This is a genomic window from Brucella sp. IR068, from assembly GCF_049065885.1.
Classification (GTDB): domain Bacteria; phylum Pseudomonadota; class Alphaproteobacteria; order Rhizobiales; family Rhizobiaceae; genus Brucella; species Brucella intermedia.
On sequence record NZ_JBAKHE010000010.1, the window covers coordinates 77,366 to 95,934 of the forward strand.

The following is an 18,569-nucleotide window of genomic DNA, read 5'->3' on the forward strand; positions in this document are numbered from 1 at the left end:
TTGCGACCTCCTACCTGGCAAGCTCGACCCAGCGGCCTCTGGACATGATCCAGTCGACAGGGTCGGGTTCGTTTGAAATTAATTGCACAATAGACGGGCTGTCCTTGAAAGACGAGGGGTCCTGAACGAAGCAGGGCACCCGCTTGAACCGCTCGGCCTCGAAATAGCTGGCCGTCCCCTGACCCATGTAGAACGAGGTCATTTCCGGCACGGTTGCTGCCAACCGGCGATCAAGGCGATCGGTCTTGGTCACGCCCTCCCCAACGTCGAAGCACATGTGAAACTTCGCTTCAACTCGCAGTGCATCGCAGATAGCGAAGATCAGTCGCATGTTGAGGGCGGCAATGTTCTCGCCGGGGACCACATTCATCAATTCGTAGACGATGCGCTCGATACGCTTCTTGTACGGCCCAGACACCTGAGCTGCGGCTTTCCACGTCTTGCTGATCCGGCGTGTATCGTTGCCAACATGGACTTGACTGATCGGGCTATCGTCCTTGGCGTCAACCGGGAGAGTCAGCCAGGCGCCCTGGTGCTGGATGCGATTGAGATAGCCGTCCTTAGCCCACTGGACCCCGCACGAGAGCACGAACGTGTCTACGGAAAGGACTTTGTGCCAGAAGCCCGCCCACGGCAGGAACGCTGGCTGATGGCTGGATACGCGCATGGTCACTCCTATTTGCGCACGAGGCTGGCGGCTATGAGCGAGTGAACGCCCAGGAACTTCTCACCGGTCATGTAAGACCACTCGATACCCAGGCCGGCCCGTGCCGCGTATACATTAAGCAGGCCGAGGTCGAACCGATGCCTGATCGTGGGATCGGCCTTGAACCCCCGAAGCCAGTTATACGGCTTACGCAGCATCGTGTGCGTCCTGTTCGGGTTGAGGATGACGATGCGCCCATTGCGCTCCAAGCAGGCCCTCAAATGCGCTAGCGTCTCCACGACGTCTTGCGTGTGCCCGATGACGTGTAGGCAAAAGATCAGATCGAACCTTCCAAGCTGGGCGGGCACGAAACGACCCATTCGCTCGTAGCGAATGCGGTATCCTGTGCTACCGCCCGGATAGCCTTCAGCTCGGGCAATCATCTCAGTCGACGTGTCTACACCCACAGCCAGAGCACCCTTGTCCGCGACCATTCGGCATAGCTTTCCTGGTCCGCAACCGTAGTCCAGCACCTTCAGGTTCTTATACCCCGCGAAGCTCAGGCTGTTCTGCTCAACGACGGATAGCAGCTGCCAAGCCTCATAATCCCAAGATGGTCGGGTCTGGAAATCCTGGACCCGATCCGCGTACTTCACTGCTTCTGATGTATGGCTGCCCAAAGCACTTTCTCCCGGCATTCATTGAGGAAATCGATTTCGCTGCGAATTGCCGCCAGGTAATCCTTGGCCGGCTCTCCGAGCTCTGCGAAACGTTCAGGCCCGCTCACGGCGTGGATCAGATCCATGCAGGGCTGGCCGTAGACGACACGCTCAGCCAGGCACCCGCCTTCTGCGTGGAAGACCCCGCCGAACTGGAGTCGGTCCTGCGTGCCAGACGGCATCAGCTGAACGAACGGTTTCATGACCGCGCTCTCACGGAAGAACTTCTTGATCGCGATCTTGCCTTCCCGCGTGTACTGGTCATATGCCGCGCCCAGGAGCTTCCCGACTTTCGTCGGATACACCTTCTGCTTCACGATCGTGGGCTGCTCGCAGTCGGTCAGCATGTCGTGGATCAGCGGCATCGTCGCGAACATCGCTTCGCCCAGGCGGCTGGCGGTCTTGGCTGCGACATACAGGAGAAACCTCGAGGCGCCCTGCTCGACCATCATGCGGTACAGACCCGTCGGCTTGCGGTCATTCCAGTCCGGAAAGGTGTGACCAGAGTAGCGTTTTGTGCCTGCCAACAGCCAAGCAGCGCACATGCGCTGAGGGTAGGTAAACTCGCTGTTCATCGCAGCTGCAATTAATTGCACATCGGGAGCCTTGGCCCACTCATCTTTGGGAACCAGCTCCTCTCGATCAGCTGTTACCAGCAGGTTCACCGCGGTGCGATCTTTCTCGCCAGCTGCCAGCTCACCCGCCATCCAGATCATGAAGCGGCGCTCGTCCAGCGTCTTACGCCAGTGAGCGTGCCCCATGGCAGCGAGAATGATCCCGACATAAAGGGGATTGCCCATCATGCAGTCCTCGACAGCGATCACACCCAGACGTTTCAGCGTGTGCGATTTGTCCATATCGAAGGCTGCTGAAACTGCGAACCTGGCTTCGTCCGTCAAGCCGAACCGTATCGATTTCTGGAGGCTCGAAATCGTTCGCCACTTGTTGTTTGGGTCCGTCCCGTGCCCGACCTCTGCAGGCATGTAGAACCCTTTGATACGCTGCTCTGCAGCCTTGAGGAACGTGTGCTCGACGGTGTTAACAGCCTCCTTGCTGAACATTCCGTCTTCGATCTCACTTGGCTCTGGAGCAGCCAGCAGAAAATCTGCCAACTGATTGTCCGCGAACGCCTGTCTGAATTTCTCTGCGTAAGTCACCAAAGTACCTCGATCATGGTATTTCGACTTACTGTAGCTGTGAGCCGAGCGGTTACCATTTGTTTTTGATCGCCGCTTCAATGATTGCATTCAGGCGTGACTTGACCAGGCTTGCCGAGCGCAGAGTCGCACACTTCTCCAGTGCCGCCACCATAGACAGGATCTTGTCGGGGACCTGCGTACGGATCGCGGCCTTGCGAAGCCGGGGGACAGAAGTGTCGTTCAGGACCTCCCATTCGTAGGCCAGCTCCTCATGCATCTTCTCGCCGGGGCGAAGGCCAGTGAACTCGATCTTGATATCCTTGTTCGGGGTACGCCCTGCCAGCGTGATCAGCTGAGAGGCGATATCGAGGATCTTCACGGGCTCGCCCATGTCGAGGATATACAGTCCGTACCCACCGCCGCTGGTGCGCTGGTGGTCTGCAGACGACAGGACCAGACCTACCGCCTCCTTGATGCTCATCATGTATCGAGTCATGTCGGGATGCGTGACCGTCACTGGCCCACCCTGAGCTATCTGACGCCTGAACAGCGGGACGACCGAGCCCGAGGAACCAATGACGTTCCCGAAGCGGACTTGGGAAAGGTGGTTCGACTCGATTTTGGCCGCGAGCGCCCTTGTGAACAGCTCTGCCACCCGCTTGGTCTTGCCCATGGTCGACGACGGGTGCACGGCCTTGTCGGTCGACACCAGCACCATACGAGCCCCTGCCCCGATGGCAGCTCGAGCCACGTTGGCGGTTCCCATGACATTCGTCATGACGGCTTCTATCAGGTTGTGATCGTTCTCCAGCAGCGGGACGTGCTTGAGGGCAGCAGCGTGGAAGACGACGTCGATATGATGCGTGTGCATCAGGCTCTCGATCGCATCCCGGTCCCTGACGTCGAGGATGGCTGCCAGCTTCTTCTGGTTCGGTGCGCCCTGCCGGATCGTGGAGTCGATCTCATAGAGGTTCAGCTCCGAATTGTCGGCCAGGACCAGAAGTTCTGGCTGCGATCCGGCGACCTGGAGCGCGAGCTCCGAACCGATCGATCCCCCGGCACCGGTCACGAGGACCTTCATGCCGCGGACGCTGTCATAGAAAGGCCCGTCCGATGGGATTGTCGGACGGGGGAGAAGAAGGGGCAGCGCGAGGTCTTCGTTCAAACCAGCGAGCATTCGACGAGCTCCCCGGCTGTTTCGACAACGGCAGCAATGACTCGATCGACGTCATCCTGGATCATCTTCGAGTGGATCGGGAGGCTCACGACCTGCTTGAACAGGTTCTCGGCCAGCGGGCATTCATTCACGCCGGCTTTCTGCCAGGCTGAGTGCAGGTGCAGGGGAATGAAGTGGACCGAGCACTGGACGCCTCTCTCGGCCATACTTGCGATGAACTCGTCCCGGCGCGGCACGTAGATCTGGTACAGGTGGTACGACGAGCCCACCGGATGCTTGAGCGTGGCGATGCCCGCCTTCTCGAAGGCGGCGTCGTAATCATGGGCCACCTGCTCCCGGAGATAACGCATCATCCAGCTGCGATCGAGCTGCACGATACCCAGAGCCGCCGACAGGTCGGTCATGTTGGCCTTCCAGCCCTCGGCAGCAATGTCGTAGCGCCAGCCGGCCTTTGCGTTCGTGTACCGGTCGAACAGAGACTTGTCGAAGCCGTGCAGGCGCAGCTTGCGGATGCGGTCGGCCAGATCATCGTCGTTGGTCGTGATCATCCCGCCTTCGCCGGTCGTTATGCATTTAGTTGCATAGAACGAGAAGAACGTCGCCTTGCCGGTCGAGCCAACCATGGAACCGTTGGAGTTGCGGGATGGGACGGCGTGAGCCGCATCATGGATGATGGGGATGCCCCGATATTCTTCGAGATAGCCGAGAGCCTCGTACGGGACGCCGGCAAAGTGCGTCGGCATGATCGCCTTCGTGTTCGGCGTGATCAGGCGATCGAGCTCTACTACGCTCATGGCAGGATCGGTGAGAAGGCTGTCGCACAGAACGATCTTGGCCCCGAGGCGATGCGCCATCATGGCCGGCCCTGAGAACGTGTACGCCGGGACGATGACCTCGTCTCCCGGACCGACCCCAAGCGCGTCTAGTATCAGGAGGGCGCCAGCCGTGGCGCTGTTCACCGCGAGAGCGTGCTTAACGCCGATGAAGGCTGCGAACTTTTCCTCAAATTCCTTGGTCTTGCGACCGGTGGTAACCCACCCTGAGCGGAGGCATTCTGAAACGGCTTCAACTTCGCGCTCGGAGATATCGGGTACTGCAAATGGCATGGTGTTCATGGCGCCCTCCTTGTTTTGCAATTAATTGCACAAACATCTAAGAAATGGGAGAGTTAAATCGGCCCAACTCGCGATGAACTACCAAGACCTCTTGCCCGCGGGATCGAAGATAGGCGGCAAGCAGCTCCGCCATTGCTACGGATCGGTGGCGCCCCCCCAGACACCCGAATGCAAGGGAGCCTGTTTCGTTAAGCTTATGGGCAGCGCTATCGAAAATTTGCTCGTACTGAGCGTCTTTCCGAACAAACTCCTGCACGGCCTTGTCCTTCCCGGTCAGGGGGCGCAGCCGCATGTTGTTGTGAGGGTTACGCATGTCACGCACATCGATAACTGCAATGTCGCGAGGCCGGCTGTATTTGAAGCCGAAGGACATAATCTTATACATCACCAATCCCATACTTCTAATGCGGTTATCTGGTCAGCGTCTCGGTCGAGCATCAGCCATTCGCAGCCGAGGCTCTTGGCGAACTGGATAACCTGCCAAAGCTCTACAGGGATGCCAGCCAGCGTCTCTTCGTCAGGCTCTATACCTGTCCACAGGAGCCAGCCGTACACCCCTTTCTCGAAGACGATAGTGCCAGGTATATTGTCTTTGGATAGCCGCTCGGCTGTCGCCTCGGTAACGTGGCCTGTGCTGATCGTCAGCACCTTGTCCATCTGCGGGTGCATCACCTGATCGGTGACGTTGATGCCGTGCTTCTTCAGCACCATGATGGCGAGGTTCAGTTCGTCCTGGGCCTGCAAGGTCTCCAGCGCTTCGGCCCAATCCTTGACCTTTTGAACAGCATCCAGTTCCCACTGCGTGGGTTCGTCCACGCCATCGGTGAGCATCGCGTCATCGAGATAGTTGCCAGCCAAATCGGCCACGTGCCGCAATTCATTAATCGTTGGCTCAGTTACAACTCCCACATTTCCCTCCATGGATTAGTGAAATTAATTGCACGTTACTGTAGCTAAAGGCCGGTTCTGGTCAAGCTTGTTGTCGATAAAAGATCCATGGAAAGGATGCGAGTTACGGCGAGCTTGGAGCGTCGATCGGGGTTCGTTTCGATAGCGGCCTGGCGTTTGAGGCGCTCTTCCCTACTCACCTGCTCCATCGCCTCGAGCTCGTACCCGAGATAGTCGAGGATGCGTTCCATCGTGTCGATTTCGGCTGAAGTCTTCCCCGCCTCGATGCGGCGAAGGGTATTCCGGTTCACCTGTGCGCGGTCTGCCAACACCCGCTGAGATACGCCTTGCTCAATTCTCAGTCGTCGGATCAGCTCTCCCCAAAAGTTATTGCCTGCCATGTCGCCCTCACATTTCGTAAATCTTCGTTGAAGGCTTAGCCTTGAGCCTCGGCAGAACGGTCTCGGCCACCGTATTACCAACCCCAACATAGAACAGGGTCCGGGTGACTTTGCGCTGGCGAGCAAGCTTCTGGAGGTCAGTGACCATGGCCCTGAATGCACCCTTCTTGCGAAAGCTCATTTCGACATAGGCCATGTGGACTTCGAACGTCTCAGAGTCGACGTCATGCTGCCACAGCAGGCAACCAACCAGCTCGTCTCCACTACGGGCGAAAAGAACCTCTGTTTGAGGCGTGATGAGCGGGAAACTGATGCGATCCGGCGTGAAGCCTTCCTGAACCATTTCATTCCAACCTTCGGCAATGATCGCAAATGCCTCGGTGTTCTGCACGTTCTTGCTATAGCCAACGGTTATCACAGACACGCACCCTCCTGGTCGTCGTTATCCTGCAATGCAATTAATTGCATAATCAATAAACATGTTCGTCGTGTTTATCGAGAAAAAACGACAAAAACCCCACAGCAATCGGTGCGAATTTTACACCTATTGCTGCAGGGCTTCTTGACTGTCGCGATAGCTAGCTGATCAGGAAACCTGTTTGAGCCCCACCATCTTGTCTGCCACCCTAGCAACCGACGTGGCCAGATCCACTAACGTGCCGTTGTTGTCGATGATGAACTCGTAGAGACGCGGGTCCGGGCAATCAGCATCTGCACTGTTGCTGGTGATGTGCTTGACGTCTCGCTCGACGAACAGCGTGCGAACCTCTGCCCCGTCCTCAGTGAGACGATCCTTCATCTTGAGCAACAGATTATGTTCCCGTATCGACACGAACATGATCCGGTGACCACTCCCGCCTGCCGAGAAATTGCGGAAAGCCTTTGCAACGCCTTCTGTACGGTAGCTGCAGTGCCTCTCCAGACTGTACCCGACCTCAGCAAGAAGATCGCGGTCATCGTCGGTCTTCTGGCTCACGTCAATATTACTGCGGGCGAGTAGCTCACGAACGGGGTCGATGCTGGAGTAGTTATCTGACCTCCAACCGAAGCCGGTCAGCAGGCCCCGCATCATAGCTATGGCAGTGTCTTTGCCGGCCCCTGCCCTTCCGTTGACGAACACGACTATCTTCCTCATGACGTCTCCATGCAATTAATTGCAAATAGGGCGCCCAGAAGGACGCCCCAAGTTGATCGATCAGGCTGCTTCCTGGATCGAGAATGCTGTCGGCACCTTCTCCGTCTTGAGCTTCGCCTGGTCGGGCAACAGCTTGCGCGCCATGATGGCACGGATACGGGCGTCAGCAGCTTCCAGATCGACTTCGTAGACCTCGGTGAGAAGCAGCAGTTCCTTGAGATGCGCGATGCTGTAGCCTTCGGTCTTGTCGACGATGGCCTTGCGGCGATCTTCCGCTATGCCCGGTTCCTTGGCCTTCAGGAATGCGTCACGAGCAACGGCAGTCGGCAGCGCGATCGTGATGACCAGGTCGAACCGGCTCGGTCGGTTGGCGATACGGTCAGGCAGCTTCTCGAGGTGGTTCGTGGTGGCCACGATCACGACGCCGTCATGCTGGTGCTTGCCGTCGAGCAGATTGAGCAGATGCTCTTCACCGCCGCCGCGGACCACTGCGTCGATATCTTCCACAACGATCATGATTGGACGATCGGCTTCCTGCTTGCGGATCAGGCCGATACCCAAGGCGATAGCCGAGACGTCCTGCGCGAGAAGCACGATACCCTGGAACTTCGTCACGAACAGGTCGATGAGCAGTTCGCTGTTCGAAGTCTTGCCGGAGCCGGGAGGTCCTTCCATGATGATGCCGCGCTTGTGGACGACGCCGCGTTCCTTGTAGCGATCCTTGCGTTGCATGAACTGATCGATCTCGTTCAGCACCTCTTCAGCACCCATTTCCGGCAGAACGATCAAATCGTCTTTCACGACCTTTACCTGGTCGAGATACACGCCGATGCGCTGGCTCGCGCCAACAGAGTACACTCCTGCTGGAAGCTTGTTAGCGGTCGGGGTCGGAACCCAGAACCGACCATGCGAGGTCGCCCACGCGTTCGAGGTTGTCTCGATCTTGAAGTCTTCTCCGTCCATTATCTTCTCCTGTGTCGGTCCTAATTGAGAGTGGGGGTGTTGACCGGATCACCCCCACCGGTCTCGTCAGTTACGACCTGATCCAAGATCTCCCGGAACGAGTCTTCGTCCACGTTTGTGACGGTCATGACGATTGAGGTATCAGGAATATCGTCGGCAGGTATAGCCGCAAGAATGATGACACCCGCACAAGGAAACTCTTCGGCCAAGGCGTCCAATAAGTCCTCCATCCTTGCTGAGAGTGCAGTATTCGAAGCGTATGTCATCACTTTTCCTGAAATTAATTGCACATCTACTTTTCGTTGATGGCCGATGCATTTGCAAGGTTAGTCTCTGCCTCCTTGCAATCAACACTTACTATTTCTGCATCAATACCATTTTCTTGGATCATAGCGGTGAGAATACTGGCAGACGGCGTAAGCATCTCCACCAGTTCGTGCTGGAAGTAATCTTTCAGCGCCCCCACAGCAATCTCCTGAACTGTAATCTCCAACGTCAAGGTAATTACTGCACCACCCAAACATTCACCGCTTTTCATATCTTACTCCATACTAAATTTAAGACGTGCCTGTTTCATGTAACCCTTGGCAATACTATCGCATTGCCGGTTAACCCAGCTCCTTCCTTTTCCGGCTTTGTGTCCTCGCACATGCCTGAGACCCAAACGCTGGTTTTCGGGAACTAGAGCATTGATCACAGCCAATGCCTTCGCCTCCAACGTCGTGGGCTTTGTCGCCGTCGATTTCTGGATTGGGCACCCATCAGGGTGATTATTAACTTCGCAGCTACTGACAGCGGACGCAATTAGGCCAAGTGCCCTCAAGCAGTCGGACTGGACCAGCACTTTGACTCCGTCACCAAGCAAGCCGTGGCAATCCAGGCTCTGCATTGCGTTGGCAATTGCGCATAGTTCTGCCTCAGCTGAGTTTGGTATTGCTCCCTTGAACGCCCCGCCGAAGAGCTTTCCATTAGGCCATCCGGCCTGTTTCGCCCAAGCACCCCATCCTCCTACTTTGGTCGAGGGACAATGAGACGCGTCTACAAATAACGTGATCAATCTGGTCATGCGGGTGGGTATCCCTCCTTGGCTCCCCTCCTATCCAACTCCATCCTGTTGCAATTAATTGCATGACGCGTTGTTAAATGCACGTAACATTTTTGGGGATTGTTGTGGACAACGGTAAACTTTAATCGGGAGGTAGCAAATCTAAGCTGCCTCCCTGAACCTCGACACCAGGACAAACGGAATATGCGTTAGAGGCTGTAACGGTCGACCGCTACCATCTTTAAACCAGCGATTTCTCGTGTGTGTTATAGGCTGTAGCGTACCTCCGCTACCATTCTCTTTCTCCAGCGATAATCCGAGTTTGGCGGCGTCACCGGTTAACCGTGGGTTTTGCGCTTGGAACACATCGTTCGAAACCCGACCATCGAACGACAAACTCAATTGGCAGCAGAAGCAATGATGCGGCAAAGTCCTTCGCGTACGACTGACTTGCTCGTCGCCTGTCCCGCCTGAATGGTGAAGATCGCATCGACACGCGTGCTCTTGCCCTGCGCCCGGGCAGTGACGCGCAAGGTCTGGATCCGGCCCGATCCTGTCGTTTCCTGAAAAGCCTCGATAGAAGCGAGTTGCTTGTTCACCTTGATACCCGAAAACCCTTCAGCGGCAATGGCTTGCGCCAGACGCTGCAAGGCGGCCGAAGACTTCACGCCGGTAAAGCTCTGTGTCGAGCGATAGCTCACGGATGTTACCAGCGGAACGCCATCGGATTTGAAATTCTGTTCGCACGAAGCCGCAAAGCCCACTCCGCCGGTGGCAAGGGTCAACAGACCCGCAAACAGAAACACCCGCATTCATTCCTCCTTCAACCGTGTTCAACCATCGTACTATTAGATCGTCGCAACTGCTTCGCCAACGGGAAGTTGATGCCCATGCGGCAACACTTCACTGGATTGTGGCCGGTGCAGCGACTATATCCGCGCCAGAGCCCGTTTTCCCGGCGAAAAGATATCAACAGGCGACATGACCGTTCTCATCAATCAGCCTCACCCATCCATCGACCCGGCTTCAATCGAAAGACTGGTGACGACGTTCTATGGACGCGCGCGCGAAGATGCAGTTATCGGGCCGATCTTTGCCGATGCGGTCGATGATTGGGATCACCACATCGCGCAGATCGCCGCGTTCTGGTCGTCGGTCATCCTCAAGACCGGCAATTACGATGGCCGCCCCATGGCCCCGCATCTGAAACTGGGACTGAGGAACGAACATTTCGACCGCTGGCTCGACCTTTTCGAGAAGACTACGCGCGAAATCTTTCCGCCGGAAACTGCAATCATCTTCATCGACAGGGCTCGCCGAATTGCCGACAGTTTTGAAATGGCAATCGCTACAAATACGGGACAGATCGCCGCGCCGCGGCATTCGGGCCGTCCTTTTTAACTAAAAGAGCACGCAACTCTTGCGGGCAATGCCACATATCTTGTCATTGAATATTTAACTATATAAGCACGTCTTCAGAACAGGCGGGCCGCAATGCCTCTGCGTCAACAGAAAATAAAGGCTTGCGGGAGCAGAAAAAGCCGGACGCATACTGATGTGTTTGCGATGTTGCTAACATTCGCAACATATCACTTGCATAAAGAGACAGAATTTCGAACAGTTGCCGCAGCTTTTCGAGAGGCTTGAGAGATCGTGCCGTCGCATCAACCCAGACGCGAACCTTCGACTTGAGCGAATAAGCAGGGAGTTAGATTATGAATGAATCCATTCGCGAACTTTTGGCCAAGGTCGGCGGTCTGCCGGGACCGGTGACGGACATTGCCGATGATGCCGATCTTTACAGCGCAGGCCTGTCCTCCTTTGCCTCGGTTCAGCTCATGCTCGGTCTGGAAGACAAGTTCGATATCGAATTTCCGGATCAGTATCTGAACCGCAAGTCTTTCGCGAGCATCAAGGCCATCGAACAGACGATCACCCAGATTCTCAAGGACAAAGAGGCCGCATAATGAATGCCGGGGCGGGAAACAGTCTTTCAGAGCGCGCAGGCCGCGTAGCGGCCATAGCGGGTAAATTTTCCGATAGCGTCGATAAGGAAGGCCGCTTCCCGCGTGAAGCAATCGATGCGATGAAGGCCGAGGGCTTGCTTGGCATTCAGGTGCCGAGCGAACTGGGCGGCGAAAGCGCGGAAATCGACCAGATTGCGGAATTGTGCTGCATTCTCGGTCAGTCCTGCGCATCGAGCGCGATGATCTTCGCGATGCATCACATCAAGCTTTCAAGCCTGGTGGAACACGGCCAGACGGTCGAATGGCATCGGGACTTCATGCGCAAAATCGCAAAGGATCAGCTGCTGCTTGCTTCGGCTACCACCGAAGGCGGCATTGGCGGCGATCTGCGCAATTCGATCTGCGCTATCGAAGTCGAAAGGGACAAGTGTCGTCTGGAAAAGAACGCCACCGTCATTTCCTACGGCACCTATGCGGATGCCATCCTGATCACATCGCGCTCCCATAAGGATGCCGCATCGTCGGATCAGGTGATGACGGTGTTTCTGAAAGACCAGTACACGCTTGAAAAGACGCATGACTGGGACACGCTCGGCATGCGTGGCACCTGCTCGGAAGGGTTTGTGTTCCGTGGCGAGGCCGACAAGGTGCAGATCCTGCCGCATCCTTTCGCGGAAATCGCAGCGCAGTCCATGCTGGCGCAATCGCATACGCTGTGGAGTTCGCTCTGGTACGGTATCGCTGTCGACGCGGTCAACCGGGCGCAGGCATTCGTGCGCGCCGCCGCAAAGCGCAATCCGGGCGCGCCGCAGCCGGGTGCATTGCGTGTCGCCGAAGCCTCCAACATGCTGCAGATGCTCAAATCCGAAATTGTTGCCTGCCTGAAGACCTATCGCGAAGCCAGGCATCATCCCGACAAGCTGGCCTCGATGGGTTTTGCGATTGCGATGAACAATCTCAAGATTGCCGCTTCGCAGATGATCTTGCAGATCATCAATCACGCCATGCTGGTCTGCGGCATCATGGGCTACAAGAACGATACGCCCTTCAGCCTCGGACGCCATCTGCGTGACGCGCATTCCGCGCAGCTGATGATTTCAAACGAGCGCATCCTCGGCAATACCGCCACCATGCTGCTCATCCACAAACAGAACACCAGCCTTTTGGGATAACCTCCATGGATGCTCAGAGATCATTTCTCGACCGGCTTTTCGATTCCGGTCTCCTGATCGACACCGGCGTGGAAGGTCTTTACGGACGCTCCGGCCAGTTCGAAGATGTCATCCAGGCATTTGAACGCCTGATCGACCGTACCGGAGGCGATGACGGCGCCGAGGCAATCCGCTTCCCGCCCGGCATGAACCGCGCTTTCTTCGAAAAAAGCGGCTATATGAAAAGCTTCCCGCAACTGGCTGGCACCGTGCACAGCTTCTGCGGCTGCGAGCTTGACCACGTCAACCTCATCAAATGCATGGATGAAGGCAAGGACTGGACGACGGAACAGAAGGCAACGGACATCGTTCTGACGCCAGCAGCCTGCTATCCACTTTATCCGACCGTCGCCAGGCGCGGGCCGCTGCCGCAGGGCGGCGGGCTTTACGACCTGCAATCCTATTGCTTCCGTCACGAGCCATCGGTGGACCCTGCCCGTCAGCAGCTTTTCCGCATGCGCGAATATGTGCGCATGGGCACTGAAGCCGATGTGATGGCGTTCCGCCAGCTCTGGATCGATCGTGGCACGGAGATGATGAAGAAGGTCGGGCTGCCGGTTGAAATCGACGTCGCCAACGACCCGTTCTTTGGCCGTGCAGGCAAGATGCTGGTAAACAACCAGCGCGACCAGAACCTGAAATTCGAACTGCTCATCCCAATCACCAGCGTGGAAAAGCCGACCGCCTGCATGAGCTTCAACTATCATCAGGATCAGTTTGGCGTGAAGTGGGGTCTCTCACTCGACGACGGTTCGGTGGCCCACACGGCATGTGTCGGCTTCGGGCTGGAACGCATCGCACTGGCGCTCTTCCATCACCACGGTCTGGATGTCGAAATCTGGCCGGAAAACATACGCAAGGAATTGTGGGGCTGATCGCACTCATGCAGGCTGTTTTTCCGAACATCGCGCCCGACCGTTACACGCCGCACGCCTTGCATGCCCAGACGCGTATCTGGCCGGAAACCAACTGCTATGTCGATCTGTGGATCGAAGTGCTGGCAACATTGGGCATCGCCCCGGAAGCCATGCTCGGCTTCACGCTGACGCAGGATTTCGAGGGCGACCAGTTCACCTTCTTCAAGGTGCCGCTGGAAGACCTCGAAGCCCTTTACGGCGTGCGGGCGACGGAGCTTGCAATTTTCGACCGTGTGGAAAGCCATGTCGCCGAGCAGATCGCGCGCGGACGTCTCTGCATGGTCGAAATGGACAGCTATTTCATGCCGGATACGCATGGTGTCAGCTATCGTACTGAACATGGCAAGACCACCATCGCCATCAACCGCATGGATGTTGAAAACCGCCAGCTCGATTATTTCCACAATGGCGGTTTCTACCATCTCGAAGGCGAGGATTTCGATGGCGTTTTCCAGCGTCAACTGACGGATGCCGACCTGCCCTTCCTGCCCTATACGGAATTCGCCAAGTTTCCGAAGCACGTGCCGGACGAAGCCCATCAGCGACGCGTGGCTGCAATCCTTCTGCCGCGCCATTTTGCGCGCAGGCCGAAGGAAAACCCGATCCGTGCCTTTGCAAGCGTGTTCCCCGCTCAGGTGGAAGCAATCGCGGAACGCCCGTTCGGCTTCTTCCACAAATATGCGTTCAACACGCTGCGCCAGCTCGGCGCCAATTTCGAACTTGCGGCAAGCCATCTTGAGTGGCTCGGACAAGGCAAGCGCTTTGCAACGGCGTCCGCAGATGCCCTGCAGATTGCGGAAACGGCAAAGGCGGTTCAGTTCCAGCTTGCCCGTGCCGTCATGCGCAAGAAGTTCGACGCACTGGGCGGAACGCTTCAACCGGCAGCAGATGCCTGGGATCGGCTGATGGCAGCGCTTGCAACGGAACTCGGTCGCGATGCTGCTTGAATTCAATCCGACGACCTGCCCGCTCTCGACCGGCTGGCGGCTCGTTCTCACCGGTCCAGATGCGGCGCAAACGCCGCATGACGCCAGGTCCGGTGAGGTGATCAAGGACGCACCGGTACCCGGCACGGTGGCGGAAGCTCTGGAAAAAGCGGGGCGCTTCGACCGAAACAACCCCCTCCCGCTCGACAATCAGGATGCCTGGTATTTCCTCGACCTAGACGAGGCAGCCGGCCCTGCCATGCTGCATTTGGGCGGGCTTGCCACGATCTGCGATGTCTTTCTCAACGGCGAACTGCTGCTGCAAACCGACAGCATGTTTCTCAAACATGATCTGTCCGTCACGCTGACCGGCAAGGACGAACTTGCGCTGTGTTTTCGCGCGCTCGCGCGCCGTCTCAATCAAAAAGGCCCGCGTGCCCGCTGGCGCACGCAGCTGATGAACACGCAAGGTTTGCGCCTCATCCGCACGACCGCGCTCGGCTATATGCCGGGCTGGTGTCCGGAAGTCCAAGCGGTGGGACCATGGCGTCCCGTCACAATCAGCCGCGCCCATACCGAAGCCATTTCAGGCATCACCATCCGCGCAAGATTGACCGAAAGCGGCAATGGAGAACTTGAAGTCAGTTTTATTTATAGCGGCAGCGCCGGAACGCTGGTCCTCCATTGCGCTGGGCAACAGGCCATTTGCGAGCGCCAGACCAGCGGCGAGTGGACTGCGAAGCTGACGCTCCCCAATGTTGAACCATGGTGGCCGCATACGCATGGTAATCCGGCGCTTCACGCCGTTGAACTTTCGCTCGACGGCGAAATGCGCCTGCTCGGGCGCACGGGCTTTCGCCGGATCGAGGTCGACCGCGGGCCGGACGGTAAGGGATTTGCGCTCAAGCTGAACGGCGAAAAGGTTTTCTGTCGCGGTGCCGTATGGAGTTCTGCGGATATCGTCCGCCTTCCCGGCACACGCAGCGATTACCAACCGTGGCTGAAGCTCGCACAGGAAGCGGGCATGAACATGCTGCGGTTAAGCGGCATCACCGCCTATGAGACGCCGGATTTCTACGCACTTTGCGATGAGCTTGGCATCATGGTGTGGCAGGACTTCATGTTCGCCAATTTCGATTATCCGGTGAAAGACGAGGCATTTGTCACGAAGGTGCAGGCAGAAGCGTCACAGCTTCTTGCTGCCATCGGACCGGCGCCATCGCTGACCGTGCTTTGCGGCGGCAGCGAAATCTACCAGCAGGGCGCTATGATGGGCCTGCCGGAGACGACATGGAAAGGCCCGCTTACCGAGGAAATCCTGCCGGCTATCGCAGGCAAGATTTGCCCCGACATTCCCTATGTGCCGAATTCGCCCTGCGATGGCGCCCTGCCCTTCATCAGCAATGAAGGCGTCAGCCATTATTACGGCGTCAGCGCCTATTGCCGCCCGCTGGAAGATGCGCGCCGGGCGGAAGTGCGCTTTGCAACCGAATGTCTGGCCTTCGCCAACGTGCCGGAAGCACGCACGCTGAAAATCCATCTTGATGTGCCGCCTGTGCACGATCCGCGCTGGAAGGCACGCGTGCCACGCGATCGCGGCGTATCCTGGGATTTCGAGGATGTGCGGGATAGCTATCTGGAGATGTTATACGGTTACGATCCCGCGCGGTTGCGACGCGAGGATGTGGAACAGTATCTCCACCTCTCCCGTGCCGTCACGGCGGAAGTGATGGAAGCGACTTTTGCCGAATGGAGACGTCCGGGAAGCACCTGTTTCGGCGGGCTTGTCTGGATGTTTCAAGACCTTCTGCCCGGTGCCGGGTGGGGCATGATCGATGCGGCGGGCGAACCCAAGCCGTCCTGGCACGGCCTCAAGCGTGCCTTTCGTCCGCAACAGCTTGCCTTGACCGACGAAGGCGTCAACGGCCTTGCGATTCATGTTCTGAACGAACAGGCAGAATCCGCTGATCTTTCGCTTGAATTAGCTTGCCTGCGCACTGGTTCGCAGCCGGTGGTTTCCGGTCGCCGCGATCTTTCGATGGGAGGTAGTTCAGCGATCACCATTCCGTCAACTGATCTGTTCGGCGCGTTCTTCGATGTCACCTACGCCTATCGTTTCGGCCCTCCGGCGCATGACGTGACGGTGGCGCGACTGAAACGTAATGATATTACCATCGCCGAGGCGTTTCACTTTCCGCTCGGACGGACAAAAGCCTTTCACGACGCCGCCATCGAAGCCGTGATTGTGGAAGAGAACGGGAACTGGTTCCTTGATCTCAAAACACCGGTTCTGGCCCAATCCGTCAGCATCGATGCGGGCGACTGGCGCCCAGCCGACAACTGGTTTCACCTCGCCCCCCACGGGACGAAACGCGTCACGCTTATCCCGCGCAACGAAACACCGGAAAAACCGTCCGGCGAAATTCGTATCGCCGGTTCGTCCCGGATCGTCTGGTTCTGACTATTTCAGGGCCAGGGAACGGATCGCGTCGATATAGATCTTGCGTGAATGTTCCGGTGTCAGATTGTGATCGGCATCGGGAATGATGGCAACCGACACATTGTCGAAGCCTTGCACGCCGCTGCCTGCCTGATCGAAATAGAAATTGAAATGTTCGCGCCCGGGGTCCTTTTCGGCATAGACCAGCGCCAGCGGCACATCACGCTGTTTCAGTTCGTCAAAAGCCGAATAGACCGCCCGCCCTTCCGCTGTGCGGCTGCGCAAAAGCTTGCGTGCCAGGCCCCGAATGCGCCCGGCCACCCCGCGTGTGAGGTTGCGCAGTATGGCGCGGATATCCAGTTCGCCACGGAGCAGGCGCTGGAACGTTTCGGCGCGCAAGGCTCGGCTGCCGTAATCCTCCAGCGTGCGATTGCCTTCGCGAAGAGCCTCGTCGATCGAGCGTCCCGGCGCCCAGTAGAAGGTGACGGGATTGACCAGAACCGCGCCGGAAATGCGCTCGTCCTTGAGGGCCGTGTTAAATCCCAGGAACGCGCCGCTGCATCGCCCGGCAACAACCGGACGCCCCCAGCCGAGCGCGTCGAGATAGTCGAGAGCTTCTGCAACATCGGCCTCGGGGCCGTGGGTGTAAAGCACCTGTTCCGGCATGCCGGGATTGGGTGGGCTGTCGCCCGCATTTGCAATATCAAAGCGCAGCGAAGCGACGCCTTCCCGTGCGAGCTTGCGCGCCATATCGACGGTCGTGCCTCCCCATCCAACGCGACGGTCGTAGGATGAGGAAAGGAACATGACCGTCCTCCCCTGCTGTTTGTCAGAAGGGGTACAGAGAACACCTGAAAGCCGGTTTTCGGAACCGAAAGAAACAGGCGTTTCGATAAAACCGTCGCCCCGTAACGTGCCGCCAAGAGCGCTTTCGTCCGGCTTATTTTGTGCAGGCGTGGAACCTGCCAGCCCGGCCACCCAATCGACAAGCCGGCCAGCTACCTCCAGCGGCAGGCGCGAGATGACGGGGTTGGAAATCAGCTTGTCGTAATCGGCGAAGGCCTCAACCGTCACGTCGCTGCCAAGCTTTTCCAGATGGGCCGCCAGTTCTGCATCGTTGGGGCGATCCGTTCGCGCCAACAACAGGCACCGGGGCGCAGGTTTTGCTTCCAGCGACAGGAGATTGATCTTCTTCACATCGGCGGCTACTTCCGGCTGCATCGTCAGGGAGGCGATGGAAACGCCGTTCCTGATCCTCTGCTCGTCCGTCAGTCCGAGATCGGCATCGACCATGCTCGACCAGACTGCCAGTTCACGCGTGTAGAACCGTCCGGAGATAACAGGTGCCAGAAGCGCCAGGGCCGCAACGCCGTCGATCTGCGATGCCGTTTCGGCAGCAACGGCTCCTCCAAGGCTTTGCCCGATGATAACGACACGGCTAGCCCCCGACAGAGCGCGCGCTTTCCGGGCGGCCTCGACCAGCGTATCGCGCCAGAGACCCAAACCTTTGGAAAAATCGATGTCGTCGCGCCCGTCGCCGGTGCCCGGCCAGTCGAAACGGAAGGAACTTATGCCCTGCGCTGCAAGTCTGTCCGCGATGATGCGCCAGAACTTCCGCGTCGTACAGAGTTCCTCCAGCCCCCAGGGGCTTGCAAACAAGACGACCGTATCCAGAGCTTCACCAATGGGCCGCTGATAAAGCCCGAGCGTATCGCTGAAGATGAGAGGGCTGGCGGCAGACCGGACGGTATTTGCCGATTGCCTGAAGGATGTTGCGTTTTCCACCCTGTCATCCATGCCCGATGCATCCCCAATCTCAGAAGTACCCTCTGCAATAATGGAAATCGTGCCCGGCACAAGGATTTATCGCACTGATTGAA

General features: G+C 57.6%; 22 protein-coding genes. 6 read left to right on the top strand and 16 right to left on the bottom strand.

What is annotated here, in order from left to right:
* Positions 1-10: 10 nt before the first annotated feature.
* The 15 genes from ACOWVS_RS16985 to ACOWVS_RS17055 form a co-directional block, all read right to left on the bottom strand.
* Entirely contained in the window at positions 11-667 is a 657-nt protein-coding gene (locus ACOWVS_RS16985; RefSeq protein ID WP_075042101.1) for a WbqC family protein, read from the bottom strand.
* 8 nt (positions 668-675) lie between these two features.
* The gene (locus ACOWVS_RS16990; RefSeq protein ID WP_170873270.1) at positions 676-1,326 is read right to left on the bottom strand and encodes a class I SAM-dependent methyltransferase; all 651 of its coding nucleotides are present in this window, start codon (positions 1,324-1,326) and stop codon (positions 676-678) included.
* Positions 1,299-2,477 (bottom strand): hypothetical protein, encoded by a 1,179-nt coding sequence (locus ACOWVS_RS16995; protein ID WP_139309273.1) that lies wholly within the window; start codon positions 2,475-2,477, stop codon positions 1,299-1,301. The genes ACOWVS_RS16990 and ACOWVS_RS16995 overlap by 28 nt, the downstream gene beginning before the upstream one ends.
* 97 nt (positions 2,478-2,574) lie before the next feature.
* Entirely contained in the window at positions 2,575-3,681 is a 1,107-nt protein-coding gene (locus ACOWVS_RS17000) for an SDR family NAD(P)-dependent oxidoreductase (RefSeq protein WP_075042098.1), read from the bottom strand.
* Positions 3,666-4,796: a DegT/DnrJ/EryC1/StrS family aminotransferase gene (locus tag ACOWVS_RS17005; RefSeq protein WP_075042097.1), complete on the bottom strand. Its 1,131-nt coding sequence runs from the start codon at positions 4,794-4,796 to the stop codon at positions 3,666-3,668. Before ACOWVS_RS17005 ends, ACOWVS_RS17000 begins: the two co-directional genes overlap by 16 nt.
* A 37-nt stretch (positions 4,797-4,833) precedes the next feature.
* Positions 4,834-5,181, bottom strand: a complete 348-nt coding sequence (locus tag ACOWVS_RS17010; protein WP_075042096.1) for a RapZ C-terminal domain-containing protein — start codon at positions 5,179-5,181, stop codon at positions 4,834-4,836.
* On the bottom strand, positions 5,181-5,705 hold the full coding sequence (locus tag ACOWVS_RS17015) for a hypothetical protein (protein ID WP_139309272.1): 525 nt from the start codon (positions 5,703-5,705) through the stop codon (positions 5,181-5,183). Before ACOWVS_RS17015 ends, ACOWVS_RS17010 begins: the two co-directional genes overlap by 1 nt.
* A gap of 44 nt (positions 5,706-5,749) precedes the next feature.
* Positions 5,750-6,085 (bottom strand): helix-turn-helix transcriptional regulator, encoded by a 336-nt coding sequence (locus ACOWVS_RS17020; protein WP_075042095.1) that lies wholly within the window; start codon positions 6,083-6,085, stop codon positions 5,750-5,752.
* 7 nt (positions 6,086-6,092) lie between these two features.
* Positions 6,093-6,509 carry a GNAT family N-acetyltransferase gene (locus tag ACOWVS_RS17025; RefSeq protein ID WP_139309271.1) on the bottom strand — a complete coding sequence of 139 codons (417 nt, stop codon included), beginning with the start codon at positions 6,507-6,509 and terminating at the stop codon, positions 6,093-6,095.
* A gap of 162 nt (positions 6,510-6,671) precedes the next feature.
* Positions 6,672-7,220: a hypothetical protein gene (locus ACOWVS_RS17030; RefSeq protein ID WP_075042093.1), complete on the bottom strand. Its 549-nt coding sequence runs from the start codon at positions 7,218-7,220 to the stop codon at positions 6,672-6,674.
* A 60-nt stretch (positions 7,221-7,280) separates the two neighbouring features.
* On the bottom strand, positions 7,281-8,183 hold the full coding sequence (locus ACOWVS_RS17035) for an AAA family ATPase (protein WP_075042092.1): 903 nt from the start codon (positions 8,181-8,183) through the stop codon (positions 7,281-7,283).
* Positions 8,184-8,203: 20 nt separating this feature from the next.
* Complete coding sequence (locus ACOWVS_RS17040) at positions 8,204-8,449, bottom strand: hypothetical protein (RefSeq protein ID WP_075042091.1); 246 nt, start codon at positions 8,447-8,449, stop codon at positions 8,204-8,206.
* Positions 8,450-8,475: 26 nt separating this feature from the next.
* The gene (locus ACOWVS_RS17045) at positions 8,476-8,721 is read right to left on the bottom strand and encodes a hypothetical protein (RefSeq protein ID WP_075042090.1); all 246 of its coding nucleotides are present in this window, start codon (positions 8,719-8,721) and stop codon (positions 8,476-8,478) included.
* Between the two features lie 3 nt (positions 8,722-8,724).
* Entirely contained in the window at positions 8,725-9,249 is a 525-nt protein-coding gene (locus ACOWVS_RS17050; RefSeq protein ID WP_075042089.1) for an RNase H family protein, read from the bottom strand.
* 377 nt (positions 9,250-9,626) lie between these two features.
* On the bottom strand, positions 9,627-10,040 hold the full coding sequence (locus ACOWVS_RS17055; protein WP_063620691.1) for a hypothetical protein: 414 nt from the start codon (positions 10,038-10,040) through the stop codon (positions 9,627-9,629).
* A 169-nt stretch (positions 10,041-10,209) separates the two neighbouring features.
* On the opposite strand from ACOWVS_RS17055, the gene ACOWVS_RS17060 reads away from it, so the two are divergent.
* From ACOWVS_RS17060 to ACOWVS_RS17085, 6 genes are all read left to right on the top strand, one after another.
* Complete coding sequence (locus ACOWVS_RS17060) at positions 10,210-10,629, top strand: group III truncated hemoglobin (protein ID WP_063620689.1); 420 nt, start codon at positions 10,210-10,212, stop codon at positions 10,627-10,629.
* A 314-nt stretch (positions 10,630-10,943) separates the two neighbouring features.
* Positions 10,944-11,195 (top strand): acyl carrier protein, encoded by a 252-nt coding sequence (locus ACOWVS_RS17065; protein WP_006467457.1) that lies wholly within the window; start codon positions 10,944-10,946, stop codon positions 11,193-11,195.
* On the top strand, positions 11,195-12,367 hold the full coding sequence (locus tag ACOWVS_RS17070) for an acyl-CoA dehydrogenase family protein (protein ID WP_063620687.1): 1,173 nt from the start codon (positions 11,195-11,197) through the stop codon (positions 12,365-12,367). Before ACOWVS_RS17065 ends, ACOWVS_RS17070 begins: the two co-directional genes overlap by 1 nt.
* Before the next feature lie 5 nt (positions 12,368-12,372).
* Positions 12,373-13,281, top strand: a complete 909-nt coding sequence (locus ACOWVS_RS17075) for an amino acid--[acyl-carrier-protein] ligase (protein WP_063620685.1) — start codon at positions 12,373-12,375, stop codon at positions 13,279-13,281.
* Between the two features lie 8 nt (positions 13,282-13,289).
* A complete protein-coding gene (locus ACOWVS_RS17080; RefSeq protein WP_063620932.1) occupies positions 13,290-14,270 on the top strand; it encodes a DUF1839 family protein in 981 nt (326 codons plus the stop codon).
* The gene (locus tag ACOWVS_RS17085; protein ID WP_075042088.1) at positions 14,260-16,710 is read left to right on the top strand and encodes a glycoside hydrolase family 2 protein; all 2,451 of its coding nucleotides are present in this window, start codon (positions 14,260-14,262) and stop codon (positions 16,708-16,710) included. Before ACOWVS_RS17080 ends, ACOWVS_RS17085 begins: the two co-directional genes overlap by 11 nt.
* Here the strand turns inward: ACOWVS_RS17085 and ACOWVS_RS17090 are convergent, their stop codons facing one another.
* Positions 16,711-18,486, bottom strand: a complete 1,776-nt coding sequence (locus tag ACOWVS_RS17090; RefSeq protein WP_075042087.1) for an alpha/beta fold hydrolase — start codon at positions 18,484-18,486, stop codon at positions 16,711-16,713.
* Positions 18,487-18,569: the final 83 nt, after the last annotated feature.

What these genes read in the sequence shown, in the direction of transcription:
- ACOWVS_RS17070 (WP_063620687.1), top strand. Translation starts at nt 11,195, where the DNA reads ATGAATGCCGGGGCGGGAAACAGTCTTTCAGAGCGCGCAGGCCGCGTA.
- ACOWVS_RS17020 (WP_075042095.1), bottom strand. Translation starts at nt 6,085, where the DNA reads ATGGCAGGCAATAACTTTTGGGGAGAGCTGATCCGACGACTGAGAATT.
- ACOWVS_RS17075 (WP_063620685.1), top strand. Translation starts at nt 12,373, where the DNA reads ATGGATGCTCAGAGATCATTTCTCGACCGGCTTTTCGATTCCGGTCTC.
- ACOWVS_RS17090 (WP_075042087.1), bottom strand. Translation starts at nt 18,486, where the DNA reads ATGGATGACAGGGTGGAAAACGCAACATCCTTCAGGCAATCGGCAAAT.
- ACOWVS_RS17060 (WP_063620689.1), top strand. Translation starts at nt 10,210, where the DNA reads ATGACCGTTCTCATCAATCAGCCTCACCCATCCATCGACCCGGCTTCA.
- ACOWVS_RS17085 (WP_075042088.1), top strand. Translation starts at nt 14,260, where the DNA reads ATGCTGCTTGAATTCAATCCGACGACCTGCCCGCTCTCGACCGGCTGG.
- ACOWVS_RS17055 (WP_063620691.1), bottom strand. Translation starts at nt 10,040, where the DNA reads ATGCGGGTGTTTCTGTTTGCGGGTCTGTTGACCCTTGCCACCGGCGGA.
- ACOWVS_RS17065 (WP_006467457.1), top strand. Translation starts at nt 10,944, where the DNA reads ATGAATGAATCCATTCGCGAACTTTTGGCCAAGGTCGGCGGTCTGCCG.
- ACOWVS_RS17035 (WP_075042092.1), bottom strand. Translation starts at nt 8,183, where the DNA reads ATGGACGGAGAAGACTTCAAGATCGAGACAACCTCGAACGCGTGGGCG.
- ACOWVS_RS17010 (WP_075042096.1), bottom strand. Translation starts at nt 5,181, where the DNA reads ATGTATAAGATTATGTCCTTCGGCTTCAAATACAGCCGGCCTCGCGAC.
- ACOWVS_RS17005 (WP_075042097.1), bottom strand. Translation starts at nt 4,796, where the DNA reads ATGAACACCATGCCATTTGCAGTACCCGATATCTCCGAGCGCGAAGTT.
- ACOWVS_RS16985 (WP_075042101.1), bottom strand. Translation starts at nt 667, where the DNA reads ATGCGCGTATCCAGCCATCAGCCAGCGTTCCTGCCGTGGGCGGGCTTC.
- ACOWVS_RS17045 (WP_075042090.1), bottom strand. Translation starts at nt 8,721, where the DNA reads ATGAAAAGCGGTGAATGTTTGGGTGGTGCAGTAATTACCTTGACGTTG.
- ACOWVS_RS17080 (WP_063620932.1), top strand. Translation starts at nt 13,290, where the DNA reads ATGCAGGCTGTTTTTCCGAACATCGCGCCCGACCGTTACACGCCGCAC.
- ACOWVS_RS17000 (WP_075042098.1), bottom strand. Translation starts at nt 3,681, where the DNA reads ATGCTCGCTGGTTTGAACGAAGACCTCGCGCTGCCCCTTCTTCTCCCC.
- ACOWVS_RS17040 (WP_075042091.1), bottom strand. Translation starts at nt 8,449, where the DNA reads ATGACATACGCTTCGAATACTGCACTCTCAGCAAGGATGGAGGACTTA.
- ACOWVS_RS17050 (WP_075042089.1), bottom strand. Translation starts at nt 9,249, where the DNA reads ATGACCAGATTGATCACGTTATTTGTAGACGCGTCTCATTGTCCCTCG.
- ACOWVS_RS17030 (WP_075042093.1), bottom strand. Translation starts at nt 7,220, where the DNA reads ATGAGGAAGATAGTCGTGTTCGTCAACGGAAGGGCAGGGGCCGGCAAA.